We start from the raw sequence: 25,247 nt of genomic DNA, 5'->3' as shown, positions 1-25,247 counted from the left end.
AAAACCCTGATTACCTCAGTCACATCGTGTTAATCACTCTAGATAACTGGAACTGGCACAATTATGAGTAAACCTATTCAGATGGAACGCGGAGTTAAATATCGCGACGCCGATAAAATGGCACTTATTCCTGTTAAAACAGTCGCTACAGAACGTGAACAACTGCTACGCAAACCTGATTGGATGAAAATAAAGCTGCCCGCTGATTCAAGTAAAATTCAGGGCATCAAAGCAGCAATGCGTAAAAATGGCCTTCATTCTGTCTGTGAAGAGGCATCTTGTCCTAACCTTGCAGAGTGCTTCAATCACGGAACGGCAACCTTTATGATCTTGGGCGCAATCTGTACTCGTCGTTGCCCATTTTGTGATGTCGCTCATGGCCGACCAAATACTCCCGATCCACAAGAGCCAGAGAAGCTCGCACAAACCATTAAAGATATGGGATTACGCTATGTTGTTATCACCTCAGTAGACCGTGATGACTTACGTGATGGCGGTGCCCAACATTTTGCCGATTGTATCGCCGCTATTCGTGCAAAGAATCCTACTATTCGTATTGAAACACTAGTGCCAGATTTCCGTGGTCGTATGGATAAAGCACTTGAGATCCTGACAGACACTCCACCAGATGTCTTTAACCATAACTTAGAGAATGTACCTCGCGTTTATCGTCAAGTACGCCCGGGTGCTAACTATCAATGGTCATTGACGCTATTAGAACGCTTTAAACAAGCACACCCTGATATTCCAACAAAATCAGGCCTGATGGTAGGTCTTGGGGAAACCAACGAAGAAATTATTGACGTTATGCGTGATCTGCGTAAACATGGGGTAACGATGCTGACATTAGGGCAATATTTACAGCCAAGTCGCCACCATCTTCCTGTTCAACGCTACGTCAGTCCTGACGAGTTTGAATATATGAAAGAACAAGCACTTGCAATGGGCTTTACTCACGCAGCTTGTGGGCCTTTTGTTCGCTCATCTTATCATGCCGACCTTCAAGCTCAGGGGATTGAGGTTAAATAACGATTAATCTGTCATGCTTAACATTGCAATTGCTGTATTTATAGGTGGTGGTTTAGGTAGCGTATTACGCTGGCTAATTAGCTACCGCCTAAATTCTATTTTTCCTCATTTTGCCACAGGCACCTTTGTTGCTAACTGTATTGGTGCATTTATTATTGCCTTTGGTATCGCTTGGTTTAGCAAAGCACCACATATTGATCCTATTTGGAAAATTATGCTGACAACGGGCTTTTGTGGCGGTCTGACAACTTTTTCAACCTTTTCGGTTGAAGTGGTTTCTCTCTTAACAGAAGGGAAAATTGGATGGGCATTAAGCACCATGGGGGCTAATTTAGCGGGCTCATTTTTAATGACAGCATTTGCATTTTGGTTATTACGTGAAATGTAATATTAGAGACATAATAGCCTATTCAATAATAGGCTTAACTCTAGAAACATTAAAACCCGTTAAAAACGAGTTTGCTATATAAAATATAAAAACCCGTTAAAAACGAGTTTTGCTATATAAATATAAAAACCCGTTAAAAACGGGTTTTTACTGTCTCAAAGAAGTCGTTAATTAGATAGCGACAACGTTTGCAGCAGATGGCCCTTTCGCGCCGTCAGTAACTTCAAACTCTACTTTTTGACCTTCAGCAAGGGTTTTAAAGCCTTCTGATGTAATAGCGGAAAAGTGTACAAATACATCTTTGCTGCCATCTTCTGGAGTGATAAAACCAAAACCTTTAGTTTCGTTAAACCACTTAACGTTACCTTTTAATTTAGACATCAAGTTTACCTTTAAAATAGAAAATAAACGCAAGCGTTTTGCGTTGGCTATAGTAAAACAAAAATGATGATTCCCTGTCCACAGCCTAGATCACGAAACTCACATTTTTTTTCTGCTAAATGATTAATATTCAGACAAATCCCATGCCTTAACGCATAGTTCACTTAAGAAACAATACTTAATACTTACAATCTGAACTATTCATCAACTTCTACTTTTTCATATTGAAGTAGCCAACGCTTAATATCTAACCCGCCGGTATAGCCAACTAACTTGCCGTTATGACCAATAACTCGATGACAAGGAATAATTAAAGAAATTGGATTGCGTGAATTTGCCATTCCGACCGCCCTGCAATAATTGACCGAACCTAATGTAAGTGCCAATTTTTTATAACTCCAAATTTCACCATAAGGGATTGTCTGTAATGTCTTCCAAACACGGCTTTGAAACTCCGTTCCTTCTGGTGCCAGTGGCACAGAAAAGGCGGTACGTTTACCCGCAAAATACTCTTTTAATTGTTTTATACATTGATTAATTACGGGGCTTGAATTCACAGCAACATCTTTGTCATTTACAAAATAGAGGCTGGTGATCCCTTTTTCATTGGCTGTAATAGAGATATAAGGTTTTGGGAAGCCAACAGGTGCATCGAGATAGTCTTGGTACATAATATTTTCTCTGCTGATTTGTCTGTAGCACTAAGAGTAAATCATGCGTGATTGATAATGCAATCATCTAATTACTTGTATATCTAATAAAAATGGATCAATAGCGAGATCGAAAAATAAAATTAGTGCGCTAACTGTTTAATTTTAATGATAATCATTATCAAAATAGAAAAGCACCATATATTGTGTGGTTGAAAATAAATAACTCTATATATAGTATTTAAGTACTTCTCATTATGGATGTGAAAACAGACGCATCCATATTTTTATAAGGGTTATTTTTATGTCTGTTATCCTCTATACCAAACCGAATTGCGTTCAATGTAGTGCCACAGAACGCGCATTAAAACAGAAAAATATTCCGTTTGTTGCTGTTGATCTCACCCAAGATACACAAGCCTTAGCTCAAATAGTCTCTATGGGATATCGCCAAGTTCCCGTTGTTGTTCATGGTGATCAACATTGGTCGGGTTTCTGCCCTGATAAGATAAGACAGATTACGCTCTAAAGGAGCCTTTCATGCAAACTGCACCTTTGATCTATTTTTCAAGTCGTTCGGAAAACTGCCATCGCTTTGTACAAAAGCTTCATTTACAGGCGACTAGAATTATTGAAGATGAAATATTACTTGCAACACAGCCATTTGTGTTGCTTTGCCCTACTTACGGTGGTGGCGGTACTAAAGGTGCAGTTCCTAAAGCGGTTATTCAGTTTTTAAATATTCGTGAAAACCGCCAACTAATACGCGGTGTTATTGCTTCTGGAAATACAAATTTTGGTACAGCTTATGGGTTGGCTGGAGACATCATTGCACAAAAATGCCAAATCCCTTTTTTATATCGATTTGAGCTATTAGGCACACCAGAAGATGTAAAACGTGTAAAGACTGGTTTAAGTACGTTTTGGTCAAACCTAGCAGACCACTGCGTCACGAGATAATTAACATGACACAATCAATAGAACAACTTGATTACCATGCCTTAAACGCCATGCTAAATCTGTATGATGAGCAAGGTAATATTCAGTTTGATAAAGACAAATTAGCGACACATCATTTTTTTCGTCAACATGTAAATCAAAACACAGTGTTTTTTCATGATTTAAAAGAAAAACTCGAGTTTTTAGTACAACAACACTATTACGAAGCTCAAGTATTAGAACAATATGAATTTGCCTTTATCAAACAGCTATTCAAACATGCTTATAGCAAAAAATTTCGCTTTCAATCTTTTTTAGGTGCTTTTAAATACTATACCAGTTACACCTTAAAAACCTTTGATGGTGAGCGTTATCTTGAACGCTATGAAGATCGCGTCTGTATGGTAGCGCTTACTCTTGCACAAGGTGATACCAACCTTGCCATTCATCTCGTTGATGAAATTATTAGTGGTCGTTTCCAGCCCGCAACACCAACTTTCCTAAATTGTGGAAAACAACAACGTGGTGAATTGGTTTCCTGCTTTCTATTGCGTATTGAAGATAATATGGAATCTATCGGTCGATCGGTCAATTCTGCATTACAGCTTTCTAAACGTGGCGGCGGCGTTGCATTTTTGCTTACTAATTTACGTGAAGCCGGTGCCCCTATTAAGCGTATAGAAAATCAATCTTCTGGCGTAGTTCCCGTCATGAAAATGCTTGAAGATGCTTTTTCCTATGCAAACCAATTAGGTGCAAGACAAGGTGCTGGCGCTGTTTATCTTCATGCTCACCATCCTGATATCTATCATTTTCTTGATACCAAAAGAGAGAATGCAGATGAAAAAATCCGAATAAAAACTCTCTCTTTAGGCGTTGTTATCCCTGATATCACGTTTGAATTAGCAAAACGTAATGAAGATATGTATCTCTTCTCGCCTTATGATGTAGAACGTGTTTATGGCGTACCAATGTCAGAAATCAGTGTTAGCGAAAAATACAGTGAGATGGTGAATAACGCACAAATACGTAAAAAGAAAATTAAAGCGAGAGAGTTCTTTCAAACATTAGCCGAAATTCAATTTGAGTCTGGCTATCCTTATATCATGTTTGAAGATGCGGTAAATCGCGCAAATCCTATCGCAGGTAGAATTAACATGAGCAATCTCTGCTCTGAAATTTTACAAGTCAACAGCGCAAGTGAGTATCACCCAGACTTAAGCTATCGCCATATCGGTCATGATATCAGTTGTAACTTAGGTTCTATGAATATTGCTATGGCAATGGATTCTCCTAACTTTGCACATACCGTCAGCACTGCAATTAGGGCATTAAGCAATGTCTCTGAAATGACGAAAATTGAGTCGGTTCCTTCTATTGAAAAAGGTAATCTCGCTTCTCATGCGATTGGTTTAGGACAAATGAATTTGCATGGCTATTTAGCGCGTGAAAGAATTTATTACGGCTCTGAAGAAGCATTAGATTTCACCAATATCTATTTTTATACTGTCACTTATTATGCGTTATTAGCTTCAAACCAATTAGCCATTGAAAAAAAACAACACTTTAAAGGTTTTGAAAACTCAAAATACGCAACAGGTGAATACTTTAATAAGTATGTATCACAACAATGGCTGCCAAAAACACAGAAAGTCCACCAGTTGTTTAGTCAATCGAATATCCATATTCCTACACAAGAAGATTGGCAAACACTCAAGCACTCTATTATGACGCATGGGATCTACAACCAAAACTTACAAGCGATACCACCTACTGGGTCTATTTCCTATATAAATCATTCCACATCAAGCATTCACCCTATTGCAGCACCAATAGAAATTAGAAAAGAAGGCAAGATTGGACGTGTTTATTACCCAGCCCCATTTATGACTAATGAAAATCGCCAATATTATCAAGATGCGTATGAAATTGGGGCAGAAAAGATTATCGATACCTATGCAGAAGCGTCACAACATATCGATCAAGGCTTATCACTGACATTATTCTTTTCAGATGAAGCCACAACTAGAGATATTAACAAAGCACAAATTTATGCTTGGCGTAAAGGAATTAAAACCTTGTATTACATTCGTATCCGACAATCCGCATTAGCAGGCACTGAAATAAAAGGCTGTGTTTCGTGCGCACTTTAATAATTACAATAAGGAGAACATAGCATGTCATCACCTTTATTAAGTCATGTTAATGCGATTAACTGGAATCGTATTGAAGACGAAAAAGATTTAGAGGTTTGGAACCGTTTAACCATGAATTTTTGGTTACCTGAAAAAATTCCACTCTCTAATGACATTCCTTCATGGAACACATTAACTCAAGCCGAAAAGCAGCTCACTATTCGTGTTTTTACTGGGTTAACGTTACTGGACACAATCCAAAATACAGTAGGCGCGCCAACATTGATGCCCGATGCATTGACGCCACATGAAGAGGCGGTGTTATCCAACATCTGTTTTATGGAAGCTGTTCATGCTCGCTCTTACAGTTCGATATTTTCCACACTCTGCTTAACAACAGATGTTGATGAGGCATATCGTTGGAGTGAGGAAAACCCTTACCTGCAAAAGAAAGCAGATATTATTCTGCGCTATTATCAAGACAGCGATCCTTTAAAGAAAAAAATTGCCAGTGTATTTTTAGAATCTTTTTTATTTTATTCTGGATTCTATTTACCTATGTATTGGTCAAGCAGAGGAAAATTAACCAATACAGCCGATTTAATTCGTCTCATTATTCGTGATGAAGCCGTTCATGGTTATTATATTGGCTATAAATTTCAAAATCAGTTATTAAATAAATCTGAATTAGAGAAACAAGATATTAAAGATTTTGCATTCTCATTATTATTGGATTTATATGACAATGAAGTTAAATATACTGAAGATCTTTATGATACTGTTGGTTGGACAGAGGATGTAAAAAAATTCCTTCATTATAATGCAAATAAAGCATTAATGAATTTAGGTTATGAAGCATTATTCCCTGATGAAATAACAGATGTCAGTGCAGCGATCCTTTCATCATTGTCGCCTGATGCTAATGAAAATCACGATTTCTTTTCTGGCTCAGGTTCATCTTATGTTATTGGAAAAACCATTAATACTGAAGACGATGATTGGGATTTTTAATACAAAATAATACAACTAAGTGTATTAGAGACAATAAAATACATTCAATTTAATTATATATTTCGATTTTAACGTAACGCACTGAAAAATAGATATTATTTTTTTGTGCGTTTTTTTCCGTTCAATAAACCACCTAATTGTATGATTTTTACCGTTTGATTTATTCAAATAATCAATTTTTTACGAATGGTTTTAGCATATTTAAAATATTCAAACCGATAACAAGCTAAAAATCATTACATTTACTAATGTATATGGATTTTTTTTCATTTATTTTTTCCTTATTTTTTCCTCAATTTAGTTATTTAATGCCTGTTTTTATTGAGATCCTAATCAAAATAATAATATCTTTAAAAACAACTGTATTTCAGTAAGTTAAAAGAAATATCATCTTTTAATAAAAAAGTTTTATTTCACTTTATTTAATTGTTAATCATTATAAAAATAAAGAAAAAACATCCCGATTTTTTAATTAATTATAATTAACATAGGGTTGTCAGATGCAATCATTGTGGTAGGGTATTTCCCTTACTAAAAATCTTATTTAGGAAAACAACAATACTGATTTAATTAAATTTAATTTATTCCTTTCATTATTTAAATAGGAAATAATATATTGCATGGCAATTAAACTCGAAGTGAAAAATCTCTATAAAGTATTTGGCGAGCACCCCAAACGAGCCTTTGAATTATTAAAATCGGGTATGAATAAAGATCAGATTTTTGATAAAACAGGTTTAACCGTTGGTGTTCAAAATGCAAATCTGGCAATTGAAGAAGGCGAAATATTTGTCATCATGGGATTATCTGGCTCAGGTAAATCCACCCTAGTCCGCCTTCTCAATCGTCTGATCTCTCCTACAAAGGGAGAGGTGCTTATTGATGGTGAAAATATTGCCACCATGTCTGATAAAGAATTACGACAAGTTCGACGTAAAAAAATCAGTATGGTGTTTCAATCATTCGCCTTAATGCCACATATGAATGTGCTTGATAACACAGCTTTCGGAATGGATCTTGCTGGATTAAGCAAAGACGAACGTTATAAAAAAGCAATGGATGCGTTAGAGCAAGTCAATCTTGGTAGCTACGCAAACTCTTGGCCTGATGAGCTTTCTGGTGGGATGCGTCAACGTATTGGTCTAGCTCGTGCACTTGCCAATGATCCCGATATCTTGTTAATGGACGAGGCCTTTTCAGCACTTGACCCATTAATTAGAACTGAAATGCAAGATGAGTTATTGAGCTTACAAGGCGATAAACAGCGTACTATTGTGTTTATTTCTCATGATCTTGATGAAGCCATGCGTATTGGTGATCGTATTGCCATTATGCAAGGTGGGGTCGTCGTCCAAATCGGCACACCTGATGAAATACTAAATAATCCAGCTAATGATTATGTACGCACATTCTTCCGTGGGGTTGATATTAGCCATGTATTTAGTGCAAAAGATATTGCCAAACGTCGCCCTGAAACCTTATTACATGTTGCTCCCGGTTTCGGCCCTCGCTCAGCATTAAAAGTGCTTGAAGATGAAGATAGAAATTTTGGTTATCTCATTGAACGAGGTAGGAAGTTTATTGGTATTGTTTCTGTGAACTCTCTTGAAGAGGCTCTAAAAAATAAACAACCTATTGAATCAGCCATTTTATCCGAACCTTGCGCTATAAATGGTGATACACCATTAAATGAGCTGATTTCAACTGTTGCACAATCTCCCTGTGCTATTCCTGTTATTGATGAAAAAAACCGCTATATCGGTTTAATTTCTAAAGGAATGTTACTACAAGCACTGGATAAGGAGACGCCAAATGAGTAATACAACAAATCAAGATACGGTTTTAGATACAAATATCCAAGAAACCGCAACAAGCGAGACAGCTCAGGTGACAACCCATAGCGTAAATGATGATCCTTGGGCTACAACCGATGCCAGTACAACAGAAAGTGATCCTTGGAGCAGTGCTGACAGTTCATCGGCAGATGCCGATCCATGGGGAGCTGGCAGTGGTAGCGACACTATTGATACATCATCCGCAGGGAGTGATTGGCTAGATGCAACACCTACTGATGTTGCGCCAGACTCTTTTAATCTTATGGACCCCTTTCATAATACACTGATCCCTTTGGATTCGTGGGTTACCGACGCAATTGATTGGATAGTATTGCACTTTCGTCCTGTGTTCCAAGGTATTCGAGTCCCCGTTGATTTTGTGTTAAGTGGCTTTGAGAATTTCTTAACCTCAATGCCAGCACCTGTTGCCATTATTCTATTTTCACTGATTGCATGGCAACTCTCAGGCAAAGTGATGGGCATCACCTCGTTTATTTCATTGATATTGATTGGTGCAATTGGCGCTTGGTCTGAAGCAATGGTTACGCTTGCTTTAGTACTAACTTCGTTACTGTTCTGTCTGATAATTGGACTTCCCTTGGGGATATGGCTTGCCAATAGTGATAGGGCATCAAAAATTGTTCGGCCTTTACTTGACGCAATGCAAACTACCCCTGCATTCGTTTACTTAGTGCCTATTGTAATGCTATTTGGGATTGGTAATGTGCCAGGTGTTGTAGTCACTATTATTTTTGCTTTGCCGCCTATTGTGAGACTGACCATTTTAGGGATCAAACAAGTTCCTGAAGATTTAATTGAAGCAGCTCAATCATTTGGGGCAAATCCACGACAAATGTTGTTTAAAGTGCAGTTACCACTCGCCATGCCAACAATTATGGCTGGTGTAAACCAAACCTTGATGTTAGCGCTTTCAATGGTTGTTATTGCGTCAATGATAGCCGTTGGTGGATTAGGTCAAATGGTATTACGTGGTATTGGTCGCCTTGATATGGGACTTGCTGCTGTAGGGGGTGCCGGTATTGTTATTCTCGCGATTATTCTTGACCGATTAACGCAATCCTTGGGGCAGAATAGTCGTCATAAAGGCAATCGATGCTGGTATATGACAGGCCCTATTGGCTTAATTTGCCGACTATTTGGCAAAAAAGCATCGTAATAAATATTTTCACTATTAATTAAAAATCTATAAAGAACATAACGTTCAATCAATATAAGAAATAGAGGCGACAGTTCGCTGTCGCTATTTATCTCTTACTATCACAACAGAAGGAAAAACTATGCGTAATCCAGTTATCTGGGCAACCGTATTGTCCGCCACACTGATAAGCACCCAGTTATCCGCTGCTGATTTACCCGGAAAAGGGATTTCGGTTCAACCTGTGCAAAGTACAATTTCGGAAGAAACCTTTCAAACCTTAATCGTCAACAAAGCACTCGAACAATTAGGCTACACAGTTCAACCGATCAAAGAAGTCGATTACAACGTTGCTTATTCCTCTATCGCCAACGGTGATGCCACTTTTATGGCGGTAAGTTGGGTTCCACTTCATAACTCGCAATATGAAGCAGCGGGCGGTGATAACACTTTTTATCGTAAAGGCGATTATGTCGTTAATGCAGCTCAAGGCTACTTAATTGACAAGAAAACAGCTGAAAAATACAACATCACCAATATTGAGCAATTTAAAGATCCTAAAATTGCCAAACTCTTTGATGCCAATGGTGACGGTAAAGCCGATTTAACAGGTTGTAACCCAGGCTGGGGATGTGAAGAAGCCATCAATAATCACTTAAAAGCCTATGATTTAGAAAAATCAGTTACACATAATCAAGGTAATTACGCGGCTATGATGGCAGATACCATTACTCGCTACAAAGAAGGTAAACCTATTTTTTATTACACATGGACACCATATTGGATAAGTGATGTATTAAAACCGGGTAAAGATGTTGTTTGGTTACAAGTGCCATTTTCATCTTTACCAGGTGATGACAAAACAGACACCACATTAGCAAATGGTAAAAACTATGGCTTCCCACCAAGTACCATGCATATTGCAGCAAATAAAAAGTGGGCTGAAGAAAACCCTGCTGCGGCAAAACTCTTTGAAGTCATGAAAGTGTCTGTTGCCGATATCAATGCGCAAAACTTACGTATGCATAATGGTCAAAAATCACAGGCTGATATTGAACGTCATGCAAATGCGTGGATCAAAGCTCATCAGAAAACATTTGATGGTTGGGTTGAACAAGCTCGAAGTGCCGCGCAATAACATCATAAAATAACAAAGACTCTAAAATAGAAATTATTATTAAACAGGCTACAATATTGTGGCCTGTTTTTATTTATAAAATAACTAGAATGATAGGTAATTAAACAAAATACGTTTATACAATAAAAAATCTTACTCCTACTCTATTATTAAGATTATTCTTCTTATTAATCACTTAAATACCCCTTCCTTTCATTCATTGAATTCTTCAATTATGATTATCTTTTTCTCCAGTTGCCATTTTGGCATTCTCATTTTTATATTGAAGATTTAGATAAGGAATAAATTGTGTCTTACACTAACAAACCTGTACCTGAAGAAATTAAACGTTGGAACTGGGGTGCTTTCATGTTTAATATTATTTGGGGTTTTGGTAATAAATCCTATCTTCCATTATTAGCACTCGTTCCTTTACTTAACCTTATCTGGATTTTTGTTTGTGGTATTAAAGGTAATGAATGGGCTTGGAAAAGTGGTGATTACGATTCTGTTGAAACCTTTATGAAAGTACAAGAAACATGGAATAGAGCTGGCTTTGTTTATTTTATTATCAGTATCGTTATGGCTGTTCTTTTCTTTATTTTCTTCTTCACTACCATGATGGCAATGATTGCAACATCTGCATCATACGGTTATTAATTCAATATTTTGAATATTGAACGCTTAATGACAATAAACCCCATAATATCTATGGGGTTTATCTTTTTTTATTTTTAGTAATATTAGAAACGTTTTACCACAGTAAATCGATAATCACGTCCTACACCTGAAACTGATTCACCTAAATAAGGATAGTAATCACGGTTAAATAAATTTGCGACAGTAAAACGAACCTCAGTATTATTTATAAAAGAAGGTTCCCAATTTGCAAATAAACCGTGGATTGCATAACCTTTACTTTTTGGTAATGACCAATAGCCAGCATCAGGATCGGCATCCATTGGTGAACGGCGTTGAGCACCAATAAAATCCCCCGTCCATCCCATATTGACATTAATACTTGGTACTTTTACACCAAGAGTGGCATGTAAAGCATCAGGTTGAATTTCGGCAATCCATGTTTTCTGACCAAACCATGGGTCACGCGGTGATTGATCGCGCTTTCCTTTCATTGTGGAATACGCTAATCGACCAAATACATTAGGGCTATTATAAAAGGCTTCGATTTCCAACCCTTGAATATGGTATCCCGGTAAATTACGGTAGTTACCAATTGATGGAGGGCAATTTCCATTATGTCCATCCACCTTTTGACTTTCACAATAGACACCACGACGACGGAAAATTTCGTCTTTACCACGAGTATCAAACAGTGTTGTTCTTAACTGCAGTTGGTCTTCTTGTTGAATAACACTTTCAAAGTCTGCAATTGCGCCAATTCGTGCGGCTCTTACCGTTTCTTTATCTAGATGACGGCTCGTGCCAGTTAAGCTAGAAATACTTCCTTGTACTTCATATTGCTCATCAATCAATGGTGCTCGCCATGTATAGGTTAAATCACCAAAGAATCTGAAATTTTTGTTCATTTTCCATAATAAACCTAAATGAGGTGTTGCTCCGCTATAAGTTACATCAGAGTAATCATGACCATAATAGGGATCAGGATCTTGATAGGTAATAGCTCGACTTCCCTTACCTTGGTTTTTAACGATATCGTAACGAACACCCGGTGTTATCGTCAGATTTCTATAACTCATCGAGTCTTGAAGATAGAAACTGGTTGTCGTTTGCGTACCTTCAGGCATATAAGGAGGTGCATAATATCCATAGTTATAATTTGGATTCTTAGCTTTATCGCGTGTAAACATTAAGACATCACGATCATTACGATGCCAACGTGTTCCTACTAATACCTTATGCTCTAAAGCACCTTGCATAACCGTGCTTTCATTTTTAATTTCAATTTGATGATTACGATAATCGACCCAACTTTGATTGCCCATGCTGCCACTAAAATAGGAGCTAGCTGTCTCTGGGCGACTATCGTTTTGTTTGGTTTTTGAATAACCGTAAGTCAGTGTTAAATTAATTAAATCTGAATCAACTGGCTGAATATTCCATTTCACACTGAAGGTGTCATCTTTTTGATCACGATAAACTAATTTACGTTTCATCGCTGCATCAAAGCCATATTTATCTACGTCAGCTTGGCTAGGTTTAGCTAATTCATCCCGTTTAGCAGCCCAAGGTGTCCAGCCGTCACTTTCTGATCGTGATGCTGATAACGTTAATGTTTGTGCTTCGGTTAGATAGATATTGGTTTTAATTAAAAAAGAATCTTGATCGGATTGTGAATAGCCAAATTTAGTTCCATCAGGACGTCGCAGATCATCACTTTCACGACGGTTAAAATAGAATAATCCATCTGCTTGCCCATCGAGTAATTTACCGTATACCGCACCACTATAACGATTTTGTCTATCATTCGTATGGTGACCATATTTTAAAAACATCCCAATATTCTGATCAGGTAATAATAAATCATCAGGATCTTTGGTTTCAATTCTCACCGAACCACCAAATCCACCATTACCTTGAGTAATATTATGAGGGCCTTTATCAACATCAAGACGGCGTATTAATTCGGGATCAATAAAAATTGAACCTTGGCGATATTTTTCAAAGGTTTTGGGTGTGCCATCAAGTGTGATTTTAATATCTTCAGGATTACCCATTCCCCAGATATTTAATGTTTGACCGCCAGGTCTTGGTGAGCCAGATGATGAAATTCCCGGTAACTTATCCACCAGCTCTGCAATATTATTAGGCTGAATTCGGTCGATATCTTTTAATGTCAGAACCGTACTCCCTGCATCAACACTTGAATTGAGTTCACCTGATACGTAAATAGGTTCAATAATAATCTTTTCACGCGATTTAGGTTGCGCAGGACTTTCTGATTTTGTGGATGCCGTTATTTCTGGTTTAACACTTTCAGCCGCATAGCTATTTAACGAAGTGAGTGAAGTCAATAATAATGCTATCGCTGATGACGAAAATGAAAATATCCCAATTCCCTGACGATAAGCATCATTTTTTGCTAAGAAATGGATCATAATAGTAGTATCTTTTTGTATGGTTATTAGTTTGATAGATGATTAATGCTGTAACTAACAGCGCCAATCATGATAATGATAATAATTATCATTATCTAGTTTTTTTGCACTTATCACTCAATACAGATAACTACACTATCGATACACTCTTGTTAGATTTAAATTTCACCTAAAATAATATTTATAATAAATTAAACTAATTTCATTAGTTATTATAAGGTATTTAATATCTCTTATTTTCATTTTCCTCATTTAATTCACTAATTATAATTACGTACATATTACTAAAGAAAATTTAATCATTTTTAAAATAAAAAGAATAGAGCAGACACAGAACAGTCTGATAATTACAGTTTTGCGGATCTTGTTTTCTCTTTATTTTGAGAGCTAAATAATTATTAACTCAAGTAAATTTTAAGTCTTAGTTTTATGTTTAAATCGTAAATAAATTAAAGCATTGAAATAAAGATATTCAATGAGATAAAAATCAGCTAATAATAAAATTATGATTATGAGGTATATACGCACTTTTGAACACAAGGATGCGTCATGACAATTTATGACCTAAAACCCAAATTCCAAGCTCTATTACGCCCTTATGTAGAATGGTTATTCGCAAAAGAGATCACTGCAAATCAGGTCACGCTTTCTGCCTTACTATTATCCATTGTCGTTGGTGGATTGCTTTTGCTTTATCCTTATCCTCGTTTATTTTTATTACTCCCTGTTGTCCTTTTTTTCCGTATGGCACTTAATGCCATCGATGGCATGCTTGCACGAGAACATAATCAAAAAAGTGCACTTGGGGCGATATTAAATGAAGCCAGTGATGTTATTTCAGACATTGCACTTTATCTCCCTTTTGCCTTTATTTTTCCACAAGCCTACTGGTGGATCATGCTGGCACTTTTTTTAATGATAATGACTGAGTTCTTAGGGGTTCTTGCCCAAACAATTAATGCCACTCGTCGTTATGATGGCCCGATGGGAAAAAGTGATAGAGCCTTTATTTTCGGCACTATTGCCTTTTTTATCGGATTATTCCCCTCGCTGACATCATCAGAAAACACGCATTATCTTTTTATTATTATTAATTTATTACTTTTGTTGACTTGTTATCACCGAATTCATCGCGCACTAAAAGAAGCAACGATGACAGATAAAGATAAGGATACATCGTTATGAATCAACAACCACAATATCAAACTCAAAGGAATATGATTGAGTCTGAATTTACCACCAGCGATAAAACACCGTTGTATTATCGCCATTGGCCAGCTCAAATTACCACTGAGCCAAAAGCAATTATTTTATTTCATCGGGGGCACGAACACTCAGGCAGAGTTTCTCATCTAGTTGATGAGTTAGATCTTCCTGATTTCTCAATGTTTGCTTGGGATGCTCGTGGGCATGGTAAAAATGAAGGTGCTCGTGGTTATAGCCCATCAATGGGAACGTCAATAAAAGATATCGATGAGTTCGTCCATTATGTTGCATCTAACTATAATATTCCGATGGAGAATATTCTTGTTGTTGGCCAAAGTGTAGGCGCTGTTTTAGTCTCAGGTTGGGTACATGATTACTCACCAAAAATTCGCGGTATGGTATTAGCGTCCCCTGCATTTAAAGTAAAATTATATGTTCCTTTTGCACGCACTGGCCTTGCCTTGATGCAAAAAATTCGTGGACTTTTTTATGTTAATTCCTATGTAAAAGCTAAATATTTAACCCATGATCAAAGTCGTATAGACTCTTTTAATCAAGACTCGTTAATCACTCGCCCTATTGCCGTTAATATTTTATTAGAACTTTATAAAACGGCCGATCGCGTGGTTGAAGACGCAAAGGCGATTACCTTACCAACACAATTATTTATTTCGGGTAATGATCATGTTGTTCACGCAAAACCTCAGCATCTTTTCTATGAGCGTTTAAATACCTCAATTAAAGAAAAACATGTTTTACCCGGTTTTTACCACGACACTTTGGGCGAGAAAGACAGGGCAATCCCCATCAATAAAATGCGTCACTTTATTGAAACCTTGTTTGCACAACCGCTTTATCAACATGATTACCAAAATGAAGATATATGGAGCCATAGTGCTGATGTTTATCGTTCATTACAGACACCACTTCCTCAATTTTGCCCCAAAAGACTCTATTACAAAGTGCTTAGTCGTTCGATGAGCACGTTAGGTAAAGCATCTGAAGGTGTGGCACTAGGTTACGATAAAGGTTTTGATTCTGGATCGACTCTTGATTATGTCTATCGCAATCAGCCACAAGGAAAAGGCTTATTTGGCCGTATCGTTGATAAACAATATTTGAACAGTATTGGTTGGCAAGGTATTCGCCAACGTAAAATCAATATTGAAAATACGATCCGATACGCTATTCGCCAATTAACACAAAATAATATGCCAGTACATATTATGGATATTGCTGCTGGGCAAGGCCGTTATCTTTTTGATGCGGTTAATGACTATGGTAAGGTCGATTCAATTTTAATGCGTGACTATAGCCCGATTAATGTTGAACAAGGCCGAATTGCCATTAAAGAACGTCACTTAGAAGACAAAGTGCGTTTTGAAGAAGGTAACGCCTTTGATGCAGAAAGTTTGAGTACCGTTTCACCATCACCAACTTTAGGTATTGTCAGCGGACTCTATGAATTATTCCCTGAAAATCATTTGCTAAGAGAGTCTTTAAAAGGACTATCGCAAGCCATTCCAAGTGGCGGTTTATTAATTTATACCTGCCAACCTTGGCACCCTCAGCTTGAAATGATTGCCCGTGTATTACCCAGCCACCAAGATGGTCAACCGTGGATCATGCGTTGTCGCAGTCAAGGTGAAATGGATGCACTAGTAGATGAAGCTGGTTTTGAAAAGCTCGATCAACAAATTGATCACTGGGGTATTTTTAGTGTATCGATAGCAAAACGTCGCTAATAAAATACACTATGGCTAAATTAATTATCGCTATATGGCAACATCAACATATAGCGATAATTTTAAGCAAACTGCAAAAATAGAAAAAACGATAAACAAAAAAAGGAAATTTAGTATGGAGGGAACTCAACACTCTCAAATAACATCATCAAGAAAAAGTATCTGGTTTGCTGGGATTGTATGGCTGTTATTTCTAGCCCCTTTTTTCTATTTAACTTATATGCAAGTCAATGCTTATACTTCTACTTTATCTGATGTTCCTTCTTTTGTTTATTCGTGGGAAAACGCTATTCCCTTTTTACCGTGGACAATCATTCCTTATTGGAGTGTGAATATTGCCTATGGTATTTCACTGATTATTTGTACAACGTTAAGAGAACAATTTATACATGGACTACGTTTAATTGTTGCCTCTCTTATTGCTTGTGCTGGTTTTTTATTATTTCCTTTAAAATTTAGCTTTATTCGCCCAACAACAGAGGGATTTTCTGGTTGGTTATTTACCCAATTAGAAGGTTTCGATTTACCTTATAACCAAGCCCCTTCTTTACACATTATTTTATTGTGGATTATTTGGTTACGTTTTCGCGCACATACTCCAAAATCATGGCAATGGTTTTTAAATTTATGGTCATTGCTTATTGCTGTTTCTGTACTGACAACGTGGCAACATCACTTTATCGATATTATTACGGGTTTTGGTGTCGGCGTGTTTATTTGTTATTTATTACCAATAAACTCTCGTTGGAAATGGCATTTTACTGGCAGTAAACGCAGTTTACGTATTGGTAAAAACTATGCGTTATCAGCAATGGTGTTTTATCTGTTATCTTTTGGCTTACAAGGATTCTTTTGGATCTTTCTATGGCCAGCAATCACATTAACTTTTGTGACTTTGGGCTATTTAGGCGCTGGTGCTTCTATTTTTCAAAAAAATACACAAGGTGAAATTCCACTTTCTGCACAGATAATCCTATTACCTTATCGCTTCTTTGCATGGTGTACTTATCGTTATTATTTAAAACAATGCCAAACACCGAGTTTAGTCACTGAAGGCATTTTATTAGGTGGGCGCCCTCTTTATGATCTCAACGCCAATGCGGTATTTGATTTAACTTGTGAGTGGCCAAGAAATAAGTTTAGTCAAAATAAGCTTTATTTAGCACAGCCTCAAATCGATTTATTACCTTTATCTCCAGATGATATTAACAGAGCAATGTTATCAATGGAGCAACTCAATCAAACGGGTACTGTTTATATTCATTGCAAACTAGGCTATTCGCGTAGTGCAACCATTGTCGTTGCTTGGTTGGTTTACAATGGCACAGTAGCAACGTTAAAAGATGCGATAAAAAAAGTCTCTCAAGTTCGTCCTCAAGTGATTTTAAATCCAGAAACACGGGAGGCACTACAAATTTGGTATTCACATTTTCAGCACATTAAATAACGAGACAACCATGTTAACAACTAAAACTAGCGGTAAAGTGATTGTATCTTTAACACAAAGTTGGCGCTATTTACTGTTTTTATCGCTTTTTCCTTATTTGAGTACATGGCCTGTATTTAGTCTACACTTTCATCATCAACTGACTTTTTTTGTTGCTTCTTTTTTATTTTTATTTACCCAATATTTTCTTTTTCGTTTATGGCTTGATAGTCATTTTTTTCGGGCTCTTTATCGTTATCAAGATGATATTAGCTTTGATGAAAGTCTCTCTATATTATTTCCTAAACGCCCCCAAAAACAGACAATGGAAGCTCGCTGGCTAGGGACTAAACGTCTATTTTCTTTTGCAATAATTGGCGTTTCAGTTCAATGGATATGGTGTTTGACGATGCTCTTTTTTACGCTTTTTAGTTATTAAAAAGCTCAGTTAATAACCTTATTTAGCATATAAAACAATATGTTATAACAATTAAATATAAAGATTTATATCAAATTAATTGAACATTTCTATCACAGTAATTCTTTTCTCAAAAAAATGACTCATGTTACTATCATTTACCTTACAAATGATTTTTTATGAGTATTATGGAAAACACCGCACCACAAACATCACTTAGCAAAGGTCTTATTCTGCTAATGGCCGTTGCTACAGGCATGGTTGTCGCCAGTAACTACTACGCACAACCTCTACTTGATTCTATCGCAAATTATTTTCATATATCAGCGACTTTAGCCGGATTTATTGTCACCACGGCACAACTCAGCTATGCCGTAGGACTGATGCTATTAGTGCCTTTGGGCGATATTTTTGAACGCCGTTCACTCATTATTACCATGACATTAATTTCTGCTAGTGGGCTATTAATTACTGCGATGGCAACGAATATTTGGGTGATGTTAATAGGTACCGCACTCTCTGGTATGTTCTCTGTTGTCGCTCAAATTCTAGTTCCTTTTGCAGCCACTCTCGCCGCACCACACCAACGAGGAAAAGCCGTTGGCACAATTATGAGTGGCCTTTTGTTGGGTATTTTACTGGCTAGAACAGTATCTGGGCTGATGGCGTCATTTACAAATTGGCAAGGTATTTTCTGGGTTGCGAGTGTTTTTCTAACAATCTTAGCTATTACGTTATGGCGTTGTTTACCCACTTATAAAAGTCAAACAAACTTAAATTACTTTCAGTTATTAGGTTCTATCTTCAAATTATTTGTTACAACCCCAGTACTTCGAACTCGTTCAGTAATTGGTGCGCTGATTTTTGCCCACTTTGGCTTATTGTGGACATCAATGGCCTTTTTGCTGGCGGCAGATCCATTTAACTACTCTGATGCAGTTATTGGATTGTTTGGTCTTGTGGGCGCTGCGGGCGCATTGATGGCAGGAAAAGCAGGCGTATTAGTCGATAAAGGGAAAGGCAAGAAAACCACCACTATCGGATTAATTATCCTCCTTTTGTCTTGGGGTTTTATTATCATTGCACCTTATTATCACTGGGTTGGACTCATCAGCTTTATTATTGGTGTTGTCCTGCTAGACTTAGCTGTTCAGGGTGTACATGTCACAAATCAAAGCACCATTTATCGTATTTTACCTGATGCTAGAAATCGCCTAACCGCAGCTTATATGACAAGCTATTTTATTGGTGGGGCATTAGGCTCTTTATTATCAGGTTATGCCTATCATCAATATGGGTGGATGGGGGTTTCTATTGCTGGACTGGTCATTGGCATTATCGGTCTTATTGTTTGGTTATTAGGTTATAAAAATGATCCAATAATCCATGCTGAATAATTTTCAGACCCAAGGATGGGCTATATTATTCCTATAATCCCACTCTAATCAGAATAAAATGTGAATGTTTTAACAGCGTGATTACTATTGATGTATATCATCATCCCATTCTTTATTAAGAAAATTATATCAATCTTATCAATAAAGCACTGTATAAATAATTTCAATTCGGTATTATCCACATGGTAAGCATTGGTGATTAAAATAAATTTATTACGTGTTTTATCGTAAAAAACGATCCATTTTTTCGCAAATAGACTACTATTCATTGTCAGATAAGTGATAAATTGATTTTATTAACTTATTGCAAAGAGATAAGTACCTATCCTTTTTTTGTGTTATCATTCATAAAATTTATGAATCAGGTAACATAATCAAAAAAACATAGTGACTATAAATAATAAAAATTGCTAAATTGTGTGTTTAATATACCATTTAACATGTTGATAACAGCATTATCCTAATTTTCGAAACTAACAAGGTGTCTAAAAATGGAAAGCTCATTTACGCCAACAGAAGAATTACTAAACACTCGCGCTACACAACAGAAATCGCTTAACAAAGATATTCCTTATCAAGAAATTTTGTTAACTCGCCTTTCTATGCATGTTCAAAGCAAACTTCTTGAAAGTCGTAATAATATGTTGAAGTCTCAGGGTATTAACGAGACGTTATTTATGGCACTAATGATTTTAGATACGACAGAAAATCGTAGTATTCAACCTTCAGAGCTAAGTGCTGCGCTGGGCTCTTCAAGAACAAATGCAACACGCATTGCTGATGAACTTGAAAAACAAGGTTGGATTGAGCGTCGTGAAAGCCATAATGACCGCCGTTGTTTGCATCTCCACTTAACGGATGCCGGTGAAGAATTTTTAAATAGCTTATTACCTCCACAGCATCAATGTTTAAAACAAATCTGGTCAGTGTTAGATCAACAGGAACAAAAACAGCTTGAAACGCTAATGCGTAAGTTGTTATTACAACTGGATACTTTGGCTGAAAAAGAGTGTGAATAAGCCATATAATAAATAGTTTTATTGATCTAATCCTATTTACGCCATAAATCGGCAAACATACTTACCCATTAGCATTTATAATTTACCTTCACGCTAATAATTATTCTAAGATTGACTTTATAATTATGTTTCCAGTTTCAATACTGGAAACATATCTAATGATGTTTTTCTGGTTTTATGGAGATCTTCTAAATGAGTGTTAATGAGGAAAATACCCCCCCTCAGGCTCCCATTCGCAATAAAAAACGAACTCGCCGAAATGTTCTACTGCTGCTGACTATTCTATTTATTTTAGCTGGGGTGGCTTACACCGCTTATTGGTTTATGGTGTTAAGACATCATGAAACAACTGATAATGCTTATGTCACAGGCAATCAAATCATGATTATGCCGCAGATTTCTGGTTCTGTTACCACCGTTTATGTTGATAACACCGATTTTGTAAAAGCGGGTGACCCTTTAGTTTTATTAGATTCAAGTGATGAAAAACTGGCTTTAGAAAAAGCAAAAACAGCATTAGCGAATAGTGTTCGTCAAATGCATCAACAAATCATTAATGGTCGCCAATTAAAAGCAAACATCGTTTTACGCGAAACAGAACTAACTAAATTACAAAATGACCTTCGTCGCCGTGAAGTTTTAGGCGAACGCAATGTGATTGGTAAAGAAGAACTTCAACACGCCAGAGAAGCTGTTTCCACTGCAAGGGCGGCTTTAGAAGTTGCTAAAGAGCAATACAATGCTAATCAAGCGATTATCTTAAATACACCAATTGCACAACAACCTTCCGTTCTACAAGCATCAACCGATGTTCGTAATGCATGGCTTGCCTTAGAGCGTACTAAAATTTTAAGTCCAACAGATGGCTACGTTTCACGCCGTAGCGTTCAAGTAGGTGCACAAGTCGCACCAGGCAAACCTTTAATGGCTATTGTTCCCGTAACAGGTATGTGGATTGATGCCAATTTTAAAGAAACTCAGCTCGCTAATATGCGTATCGGCCAACCAGCAAAAATTACAACTGACTTTTATGGTAAAAAAGTAATTTATCATGGCACTGTATTAGGTTTAGATATGGGAACTGGAAGTGCTTTCTCATTATTACCTGCTCAAAATGCTAGTGGTAACTGGATAAAAGTTGTTCAGCGATTACCTGTTCGTATTTCATTAGATGAAAAAGAATTAGCAGAAAAGCCACTGCGTATTGGCCTTTCTTCAGAAGTTACCGTTGATACGATTAACCTCGATGGAAAAGTATTATCACACAGTGAACGCCAAGTACCTGCTTATCATACTGATGCATTAACTATTGATATGTCAGCGATTAATAAACTGATCAATGAAATTATTGAACAGAATGCGGGACAATAAAGGCGAGGTGTAAAGGTGATTAAAGAGCCATTACAAGGAGGAAGACTTGCCTTAATGACCATCGCCCTTGCGTTGGCTACCTTTATGCAAGTTCTCGATTCTACAATCGCTAACGTCGCTATTCCAACAATTGCAGGAAACTTAGGTGCCTCTAATTCACAGGGTACTTGGGTTATTACCTCTTTTGGTGTAGCAAATGCTATTTCTATTCCAATTACAGGTTGGTTGGCAAAACGCATTGGTGAAGTTCGACTCTTTATGTGGTCAACGGCACTTTTTGCATTAACGTCTTGGCTTTGCGGTATTTCACAAAGCCTTGAAATGCTGATTTTCTTTCGTGTGCTTCAAGGGTTGGTCGCTGGGCCACTAATTCCTTTATCACAAAGTTTATTATTGAATAACTATCCACCAGCTAAGCGAAATATGGCACTTGCACTCTGGTCAGTAACCATTGTTGTCGCGCCAATTTTAGGCCCCATTTTAGGGGGCTATATTAGTGATAACTATCATTGGGGATGGATATTCTTTATTAACGTTCCATTTGGTGTGTTGATTATTATGTGTATATCAAACACCTTAGCTGGGCGAGAAACAAAAACCGAAATTAAACCAATTGATACCATTGGTCTTGTTTTACTTGTTGTTGGTATAGGTGCTTTACAAATCATGCTCGATCAGGGTAAAGAGCTTGATTGGTTTAACTCAACAGAAATCATTATACTCACCATCGTGGCAGTTGTTGCCCTTAGCTTCTTAATTGTCTGGGAGCTTACAGACGATCATCCAGTGATAGATCTTTCACTCTTTAAAAGTCGAAACTTTACCATTGGGTGTGTCACACTTAGCCTCGCCTATATGATCTATTTCGGTACCATCGTTTTACTGCCACTGCTTTTACAAGAAGTCTTTGGCTATACAGCAACATGGGCGGGATTAGCATCAGCATCGGTAGGTTTATTGCCTTTAATTATCACACCGATTATAGGTAAGTTTGGTGGTAAAGTGGATTTACGCTATATCATCAGCTTCAGCTTTATTATGTTTTCTGTGTGTTTTTATTGGCGAGCTTATACCTTCGAACCAGGAATGGATTTTGCTACTGTGGCATGGCCCCAATTTTGGCAAGGTTTAGCGGTTGCGTGTTTCTTTATGCCATTAACGACAATGACATTATCTGGATTACCCCCAGAAAAAATGGCATCAGCGTCAAGTCTTTCGAATTTCTTAAGAACATTGGCTGGGGCAATTGGTGCATCGTTAACGACGACAATTTGGACACAAAGAGAATCACTTCACCATGAAACCTTTGTAGAAAAAATTAATCCACTTGATCCTGATTCACAAATGGCATTCCAACAAATGAATGATCTTGGTCTTTCAAATGAACAGGCATCTGCCTATTTAGCGAAAACCATTACAGAACAAGGATTAATTATTTCAGCCAATGAGATTTTCTGGTTAGCAGCAGGTATTTTCCTTATCATGATGATTGTGGTTTGGTTTGCTAAACCGCCATTCTCTCCAGGAAAATAACGCAATTCACATAGATCTTATACATAAAAAACCGCTTAAATCACAATGACTAAGCGGTTTTTTATCATTCTTTCTTTAAAACTATAAAGCAATTAGCCTTGGTGCTGACGCCACCATTCAGCTAATAATACACCTGAAGCAACAGAAACGTTTAAGCTCTCTACGTGCCCTGTTCCGCCGATGTAAATGCTCATATCACCTTGATTTAAAGTGCTTTCACTTAAGCCATCTTTCTCTTGACCTAAGATAAGTACCATTTTTGCAGGTAATTGTGCTTTTGATAATGGCACACTGCCTTTATGGCTTGATGTTGCCACTAGCGTATAACCCGCTTTTTTAAATTTATCTAAAGTTTGAGCAAAGTTATCAGCATCAATACCTTGGATATATTCAGCACCACCTTCTGCGGTACGAACAGCCGCACCAGATTCTAATACAGCAGAATCAGGAGAGATAACCCCTTTTACGCCAAAATGCGCACAACTACGCATAATTGCACCTACGTTATGTGGATTACCTACATCTTCCAGAGCTAATACACAATCACTCTCAGGAGCATCTTTCAGATAAGTTTCTGCATCATGACCAACACGCTTTTTAATTAAGAAGCATACCCCACCATGGTGATCGGTGCGGGCGGCTTTGACCATCTCTTCTTCTTCAACAACGTGATAGGCTTTACGATTTGCAGCCATCCATTTTAATGCGTCACGAAAACGTGGCGTAACGTCTTGTAAAAACCAAGCACGAACAATCGCATCAGGACGGTTTTTAAACATTGCCTGACAGGCATTTTCACCATAAATACGTGTTTCTTCTAAGCGCTGACGACGAAGTTGTTCAGGATCGATTTGACTCTTACCCGTAATGCCATCGTGCTCTTTTATTGCCTCTTCACCAGCAGGGCGAGAAACAGTTTTCCATGGAGAAAAACTTCCGCCTTCGCTATCGCGAGAAGGTTTTGATTCATTACGTGATGCGCCACGCCCTGAAGGCTTACCTGCACCGCGGTCATCATGATGAGAAAATTTGTTATCACCACGTCTGTTATCGCGATTTTTATCATCACGGCTATCACCGCGTCTGTTATCACGATTTTTGTCGTCACGGTTATCACCGCGTCTGTTGTCACGGCTATCACCACGACCATTTTCAGGACGACGGGATGGTTTTTTAGGTTTATTATCGGCATTGTCCTCACTACGGACATACATCACTTTTACTTTGCCGTTTTTACCTTCATAAGAATCGTTCATTTGTCTCTCCAACTGCAATAGGGGCGCAGATTACATGATAGTTTAGCAACTGTCACCGAGAGAATCACGCATAGGAATCGATAAACTAATCAGGATCAATTGATAATTAAATTCAGCATAGATATAAGCAATATATCAATATGATTTTTATGAAAAAA

At 37.3% G+C, this 25,247-nt stretch carries 22 protein-coding genes; 18 read left to right on the top strand and 4 right to left on the bottom strand.

What is annotated here, in order from left to right:
- Positions 1-63: 63 nt before the first annotated feature.
- Positions 64-1,029 carry a lipoyl synthase gene (gene lipA / locus LG402_RS05240; RefSeq protein ID WP_198630170.1) on the top strand — a complete coding sequence of 322 codons (966 nt, stop codon included), beginning with the start codon at positions 64-66 and terminating at the stop codon, positions 1,027-1,029.
- Positions 1,030-1,042: 13 nt separating this feature from the next.
- On the top strand, positions 1,043-1,417 hold the full coding sequence (crcB, locus tag LG402_RS05235; protein WP_109409507.1) for a fluoride efflux transporter CrcB: 375 nt from the start codon (positions 1,043-1,045) through the stop codon (positions 1,415-1,417).
- Positions 1,418-1,588: 171 nt separating this feature from the next.
- Here the strand turns inward: crcB and cspE are convergent, their stop codons facing one another.
- Both cspE and LG402_RS05225 read right to left on the bottom strand, forming a co-directional pair.
- Positions 1,589-1,798 carry a transcription antiterminator/RNA stability regulator CspE gene (cspE, locus tag LG402_RS05230; protein WP_023581133.1) on the bottom strand — a complete coding sequence of 70 codons (210 nt, stop codon included), beginning with the start codon at positions 1,796-1,798 and terminating at the stop codon, positions 1,589-1,591.
- A 197-nt stretch (positions 1,799-1,995) separates the two neighbouring features.
- Positions 1,996-2,469, bottom strand: a complete 474-nt coding sequence (locus LG402_RS05225; protein ID WP_109409506.1) for a methylated-DNA--[protein]-cysteine S-methyltransferase — start codon at positions 2,467-2,469, stop codon at positions 1,996-1,998.
- A 283-nt stretch (positions 2,470-2,752) separates the two neighbouring features.
- On the opposite strand from LG402_RS05225, the gene LG402_RS05220 reads away from it, so the two are divergent.
- From LG402_RS05220 to LG402_RS05185, 8 genes are all read left to right on the top strand, one after another.
- Positions 2,753-2,977 (top strand): glutaredoxin family protein, encoded by a 225-nt coding sequence (locus LG402_RS05220; protein WP_072070255.1) that lies wholly within the window; start codon positions 2,753-2,755, stop codon positions 2,975-2,977.
- 11 nt (positions 2,978-2,988) lie between these two features.
- Positions 2,989-3,408 carry a class Ib ribonucleoside-diphosphate reductase assembly flavoprotein NrdI gene (gene nrdI, locus LG402_RS05215; RefSeq protein ID WP_166540939.1) on the top strand — a complete coding sequence of 140 codons (420 nt, stop codon included), beginning with the start codon at positions 2,989-2,991 and terminating at the stop codon, positions 3,406-3,408.
- A 5-nt stretch (positions 3,409-3,413) separates the two neighbouring features.
- Entirely contained in the window at positions 3,414-5,540 is a 2,127-nt protein-coding gene (gene nrdE / locus LG402_RS05210) for a class 1b ribonucleoside-diphosphate reductase subunit alpha (protein WP_166540938.1), read from the top strand.
- A gap of 24 nt (positions 5,541-5,564) precedes the next feature.
- The gene (nrdF, locus tag LG402_RS05205; protein WP_109409503.1) at positions 5,565-6,533 is read left to right on the top strand and encodes a class 1b ribonucleoside-diphosphate reductase subunit beta; all 969 of its coding nucleotides are present in this window, start codon (positions 5,565-5,567) and stop codon (positions 6,531-6,533) included.
- Between the two features lie 620 nt (positions 6,534-7,153).
- Positions 7,154-8,353 (top strand): glycine betaine/L-proline ABC transporter ATP-binding protein ProV, encoded by a 1,200-nt coding sequence (proV, locus tag LG402_RS05200; RefSeq protein WP_109409502.1) that lies wholly within the window; start codon positions 7,154-7,156, stop codon positions 8,351-8,353.
- Positions 8,346-9,545: a glycine betaine/L-proline ABC transporter permease ProW gene (proW, locus tag LG402_RS05195; RefSeq protein WP_227336551.1), complete on the top strand. Its 1,200-nt coding sequence runs from the start codon at positions 8,346-8,348 to the stop codon at positions 9,543-9,545. The genes proV and proW overlap by 8 nt, the downstream gene beginning before the upstream one ends.
- A gap of 121 nt (positions 9,546-9,666) precedes the next feature.
- Positions 9,667-10,662, top strand: a complete 996-nt coding sequence (gene proX, locus LG402_RS05190; protein WP_166540936.1) for a glycine betaine/L-proline ABC transporter substrate-binding protein ProX — start codon at positions 9,667-9,669, stop codon at positions 10,660-10,662.
- 288 nt (positions 10,663-10,950) lie between these two features.
- Entirely contained in the window at positions 10,951-11,301 is a 351-nt protein-coding gene (locus tag LG402_RS05185; protein ID WP_109409499.1) for a ribonuclease G, read from the top strand.
- 83 nt (positions 11,302-11,384) lie between these two features.
- On the opposite strand, the gene LG402_RS05180 is transcribed toward LG402_RS05185, so the two are convergent.
- Positions 11,385-13,718 (bottom strand): TonB-dependent hemoglobin/transferrin/lactoferrin family receptor, encoded by a 2,334-nt coding sequence (locus tag LG402_RS05180; RefSeq protein ID WP_166540935.1) that lies wholly within the window; start codon positions 13,716-13,718, stop codon positions 11,385-11,387.
- A 549-nt stretch (positions 13,719-14,267) separates the two neighbouring features.
- On the opposite strand from LG402_RS05180, the gene LG402_RS05175 reads away from it, so the two are divergent.
- The 8 genes from LG402_RS05175 to emrB all read left to right on the top strand — a co-directional run bounded on the left by LG402_RS05175 (position 14,268) and on the right by emrB (position 23,833).
- On the top strand, positions 14,268-14,903 hold the full coding sequence (locus tag LG402_RS05175; protein WP_166540934.1) for a CDP-alcohol phosphatidyltransferase family protein: 636 nt from the start codon (positions 14,268-14,270) through the stop codon (positions 14,901-14,903).
- Positions 14,900-16,669 (top strand): bifunctional alpha/beta hydrolase/class I SAM-dependent methyltransferase, encoded by a 1,770-nt coding sequence (locus LG402_RS05170; protein WP_227336550.1) that lies wholly within the window; start codon positions 14,900-14,902, stop codon positions 16,667-16,669. The genes LG402_RS05175 and LG402_RS05170 overlap by 4 nt, the downstream gene beginning before the upstream one ends.
- 115 nt (positions 16,670-16,784) lie before the next feature.
- On the top strand, positions 16,785-18,116 hold the full coding sequence (locus LG402_RS05165) for a phosphatase PAP2/dual specificity phosphatase family protein (RefSeq protein WP_227336549.1): 1,332 nt from the start codon (positions 16,785-16,787) through the stop codon (positions 18,114-18,116).
- A 10-nt stretch (positions 18,117-18,126) separates the two neighbouring features.
- On the top strand, positions 18,127-18,534 hold the full coding sequence (locus LG402_RS05160; RefSeq protein ID WP_109409491.1) for a hypothetical protein: 408 nt from the start codon (positions 18,127-18,129) through the stop codon (positions 18,532-18,534).
- Positions 18,535-18,701: 167 nt separating this feature from the next.
- On the top strand, positions 18,702-19,910 hold the full coding sequence (locus tag LG402_RS05155) for an MFS transporter (protein ID WP_166540930.1): 1,209 nt from the start codon (positions 18,702-18,704) through the stop codon (positions 19,908-19,910).
- Between the two features lie 491 nt (positions 19,911-20,401).
- A complete protein-coding gene (mprA, locus tag LG402_RS05150) occupies positions 20,402-20,929 on the top strand; it encodes a transcriptional repressor MprA (RefSeq protein ID WP_109409488.1) in 528 nt (175 codons plus the stop codon).
- A 192-nt stretch (positions 20,930-21,121) separates the two neighbouring features.
- A complete protein-coding gene (emrA, locus tag LG402_RS05145) occupies positions 21,122-22,300 on the top strand; it encodes a multidrug efflux MFS transporter periplasmic adaptor subunit EmrA (protein ID WP_166540929.1) in 1,179 nt (392 codons plus the stop codon).
- 15 nt (positions 22,301-22,315) lie between these two features.
- A complete protein-coding gene (gene emrB / locus LG402_RS05140) occupies positions 22,316-23,833 on the top strand; it encodes a multidrug efflux MFS transporter permease subunit EmrB (RefSeq protein WP_227336548.1) in 1,518 nt (505 codons plus the stop codon).
- Positions 23,834-23,925: 92 nt separating this feature from the next.
- Here the strand turns inward: emrB and LG402_RS05135 are convergent, their stop codons facing one another.
- Entirely contained in the window at positions 23,926-25,089 is a 1,164-nt protein-coding gene (locus tag LG402_RS05135; RefSeq protein WP_227336547.1) for a tRNA/rRNA methyltransferase, read from the bottom strand.
- Positions 25,090-25,247 lie beyond the last annotated feature (158 nt).

This window comes from Proteus sp. NMG38-2 (assembly GCF_020640995.1).
Lineage (GTDB): Bacteria > Pseudomonadota > Gammaproteobacteria > Enterobacterales > Enterobacteriaceae > Proteus.
Note: the sequence above shows the minus strand (reverse complement) of the source record. Positions and strands in the feature narration are given on the sequence as shown.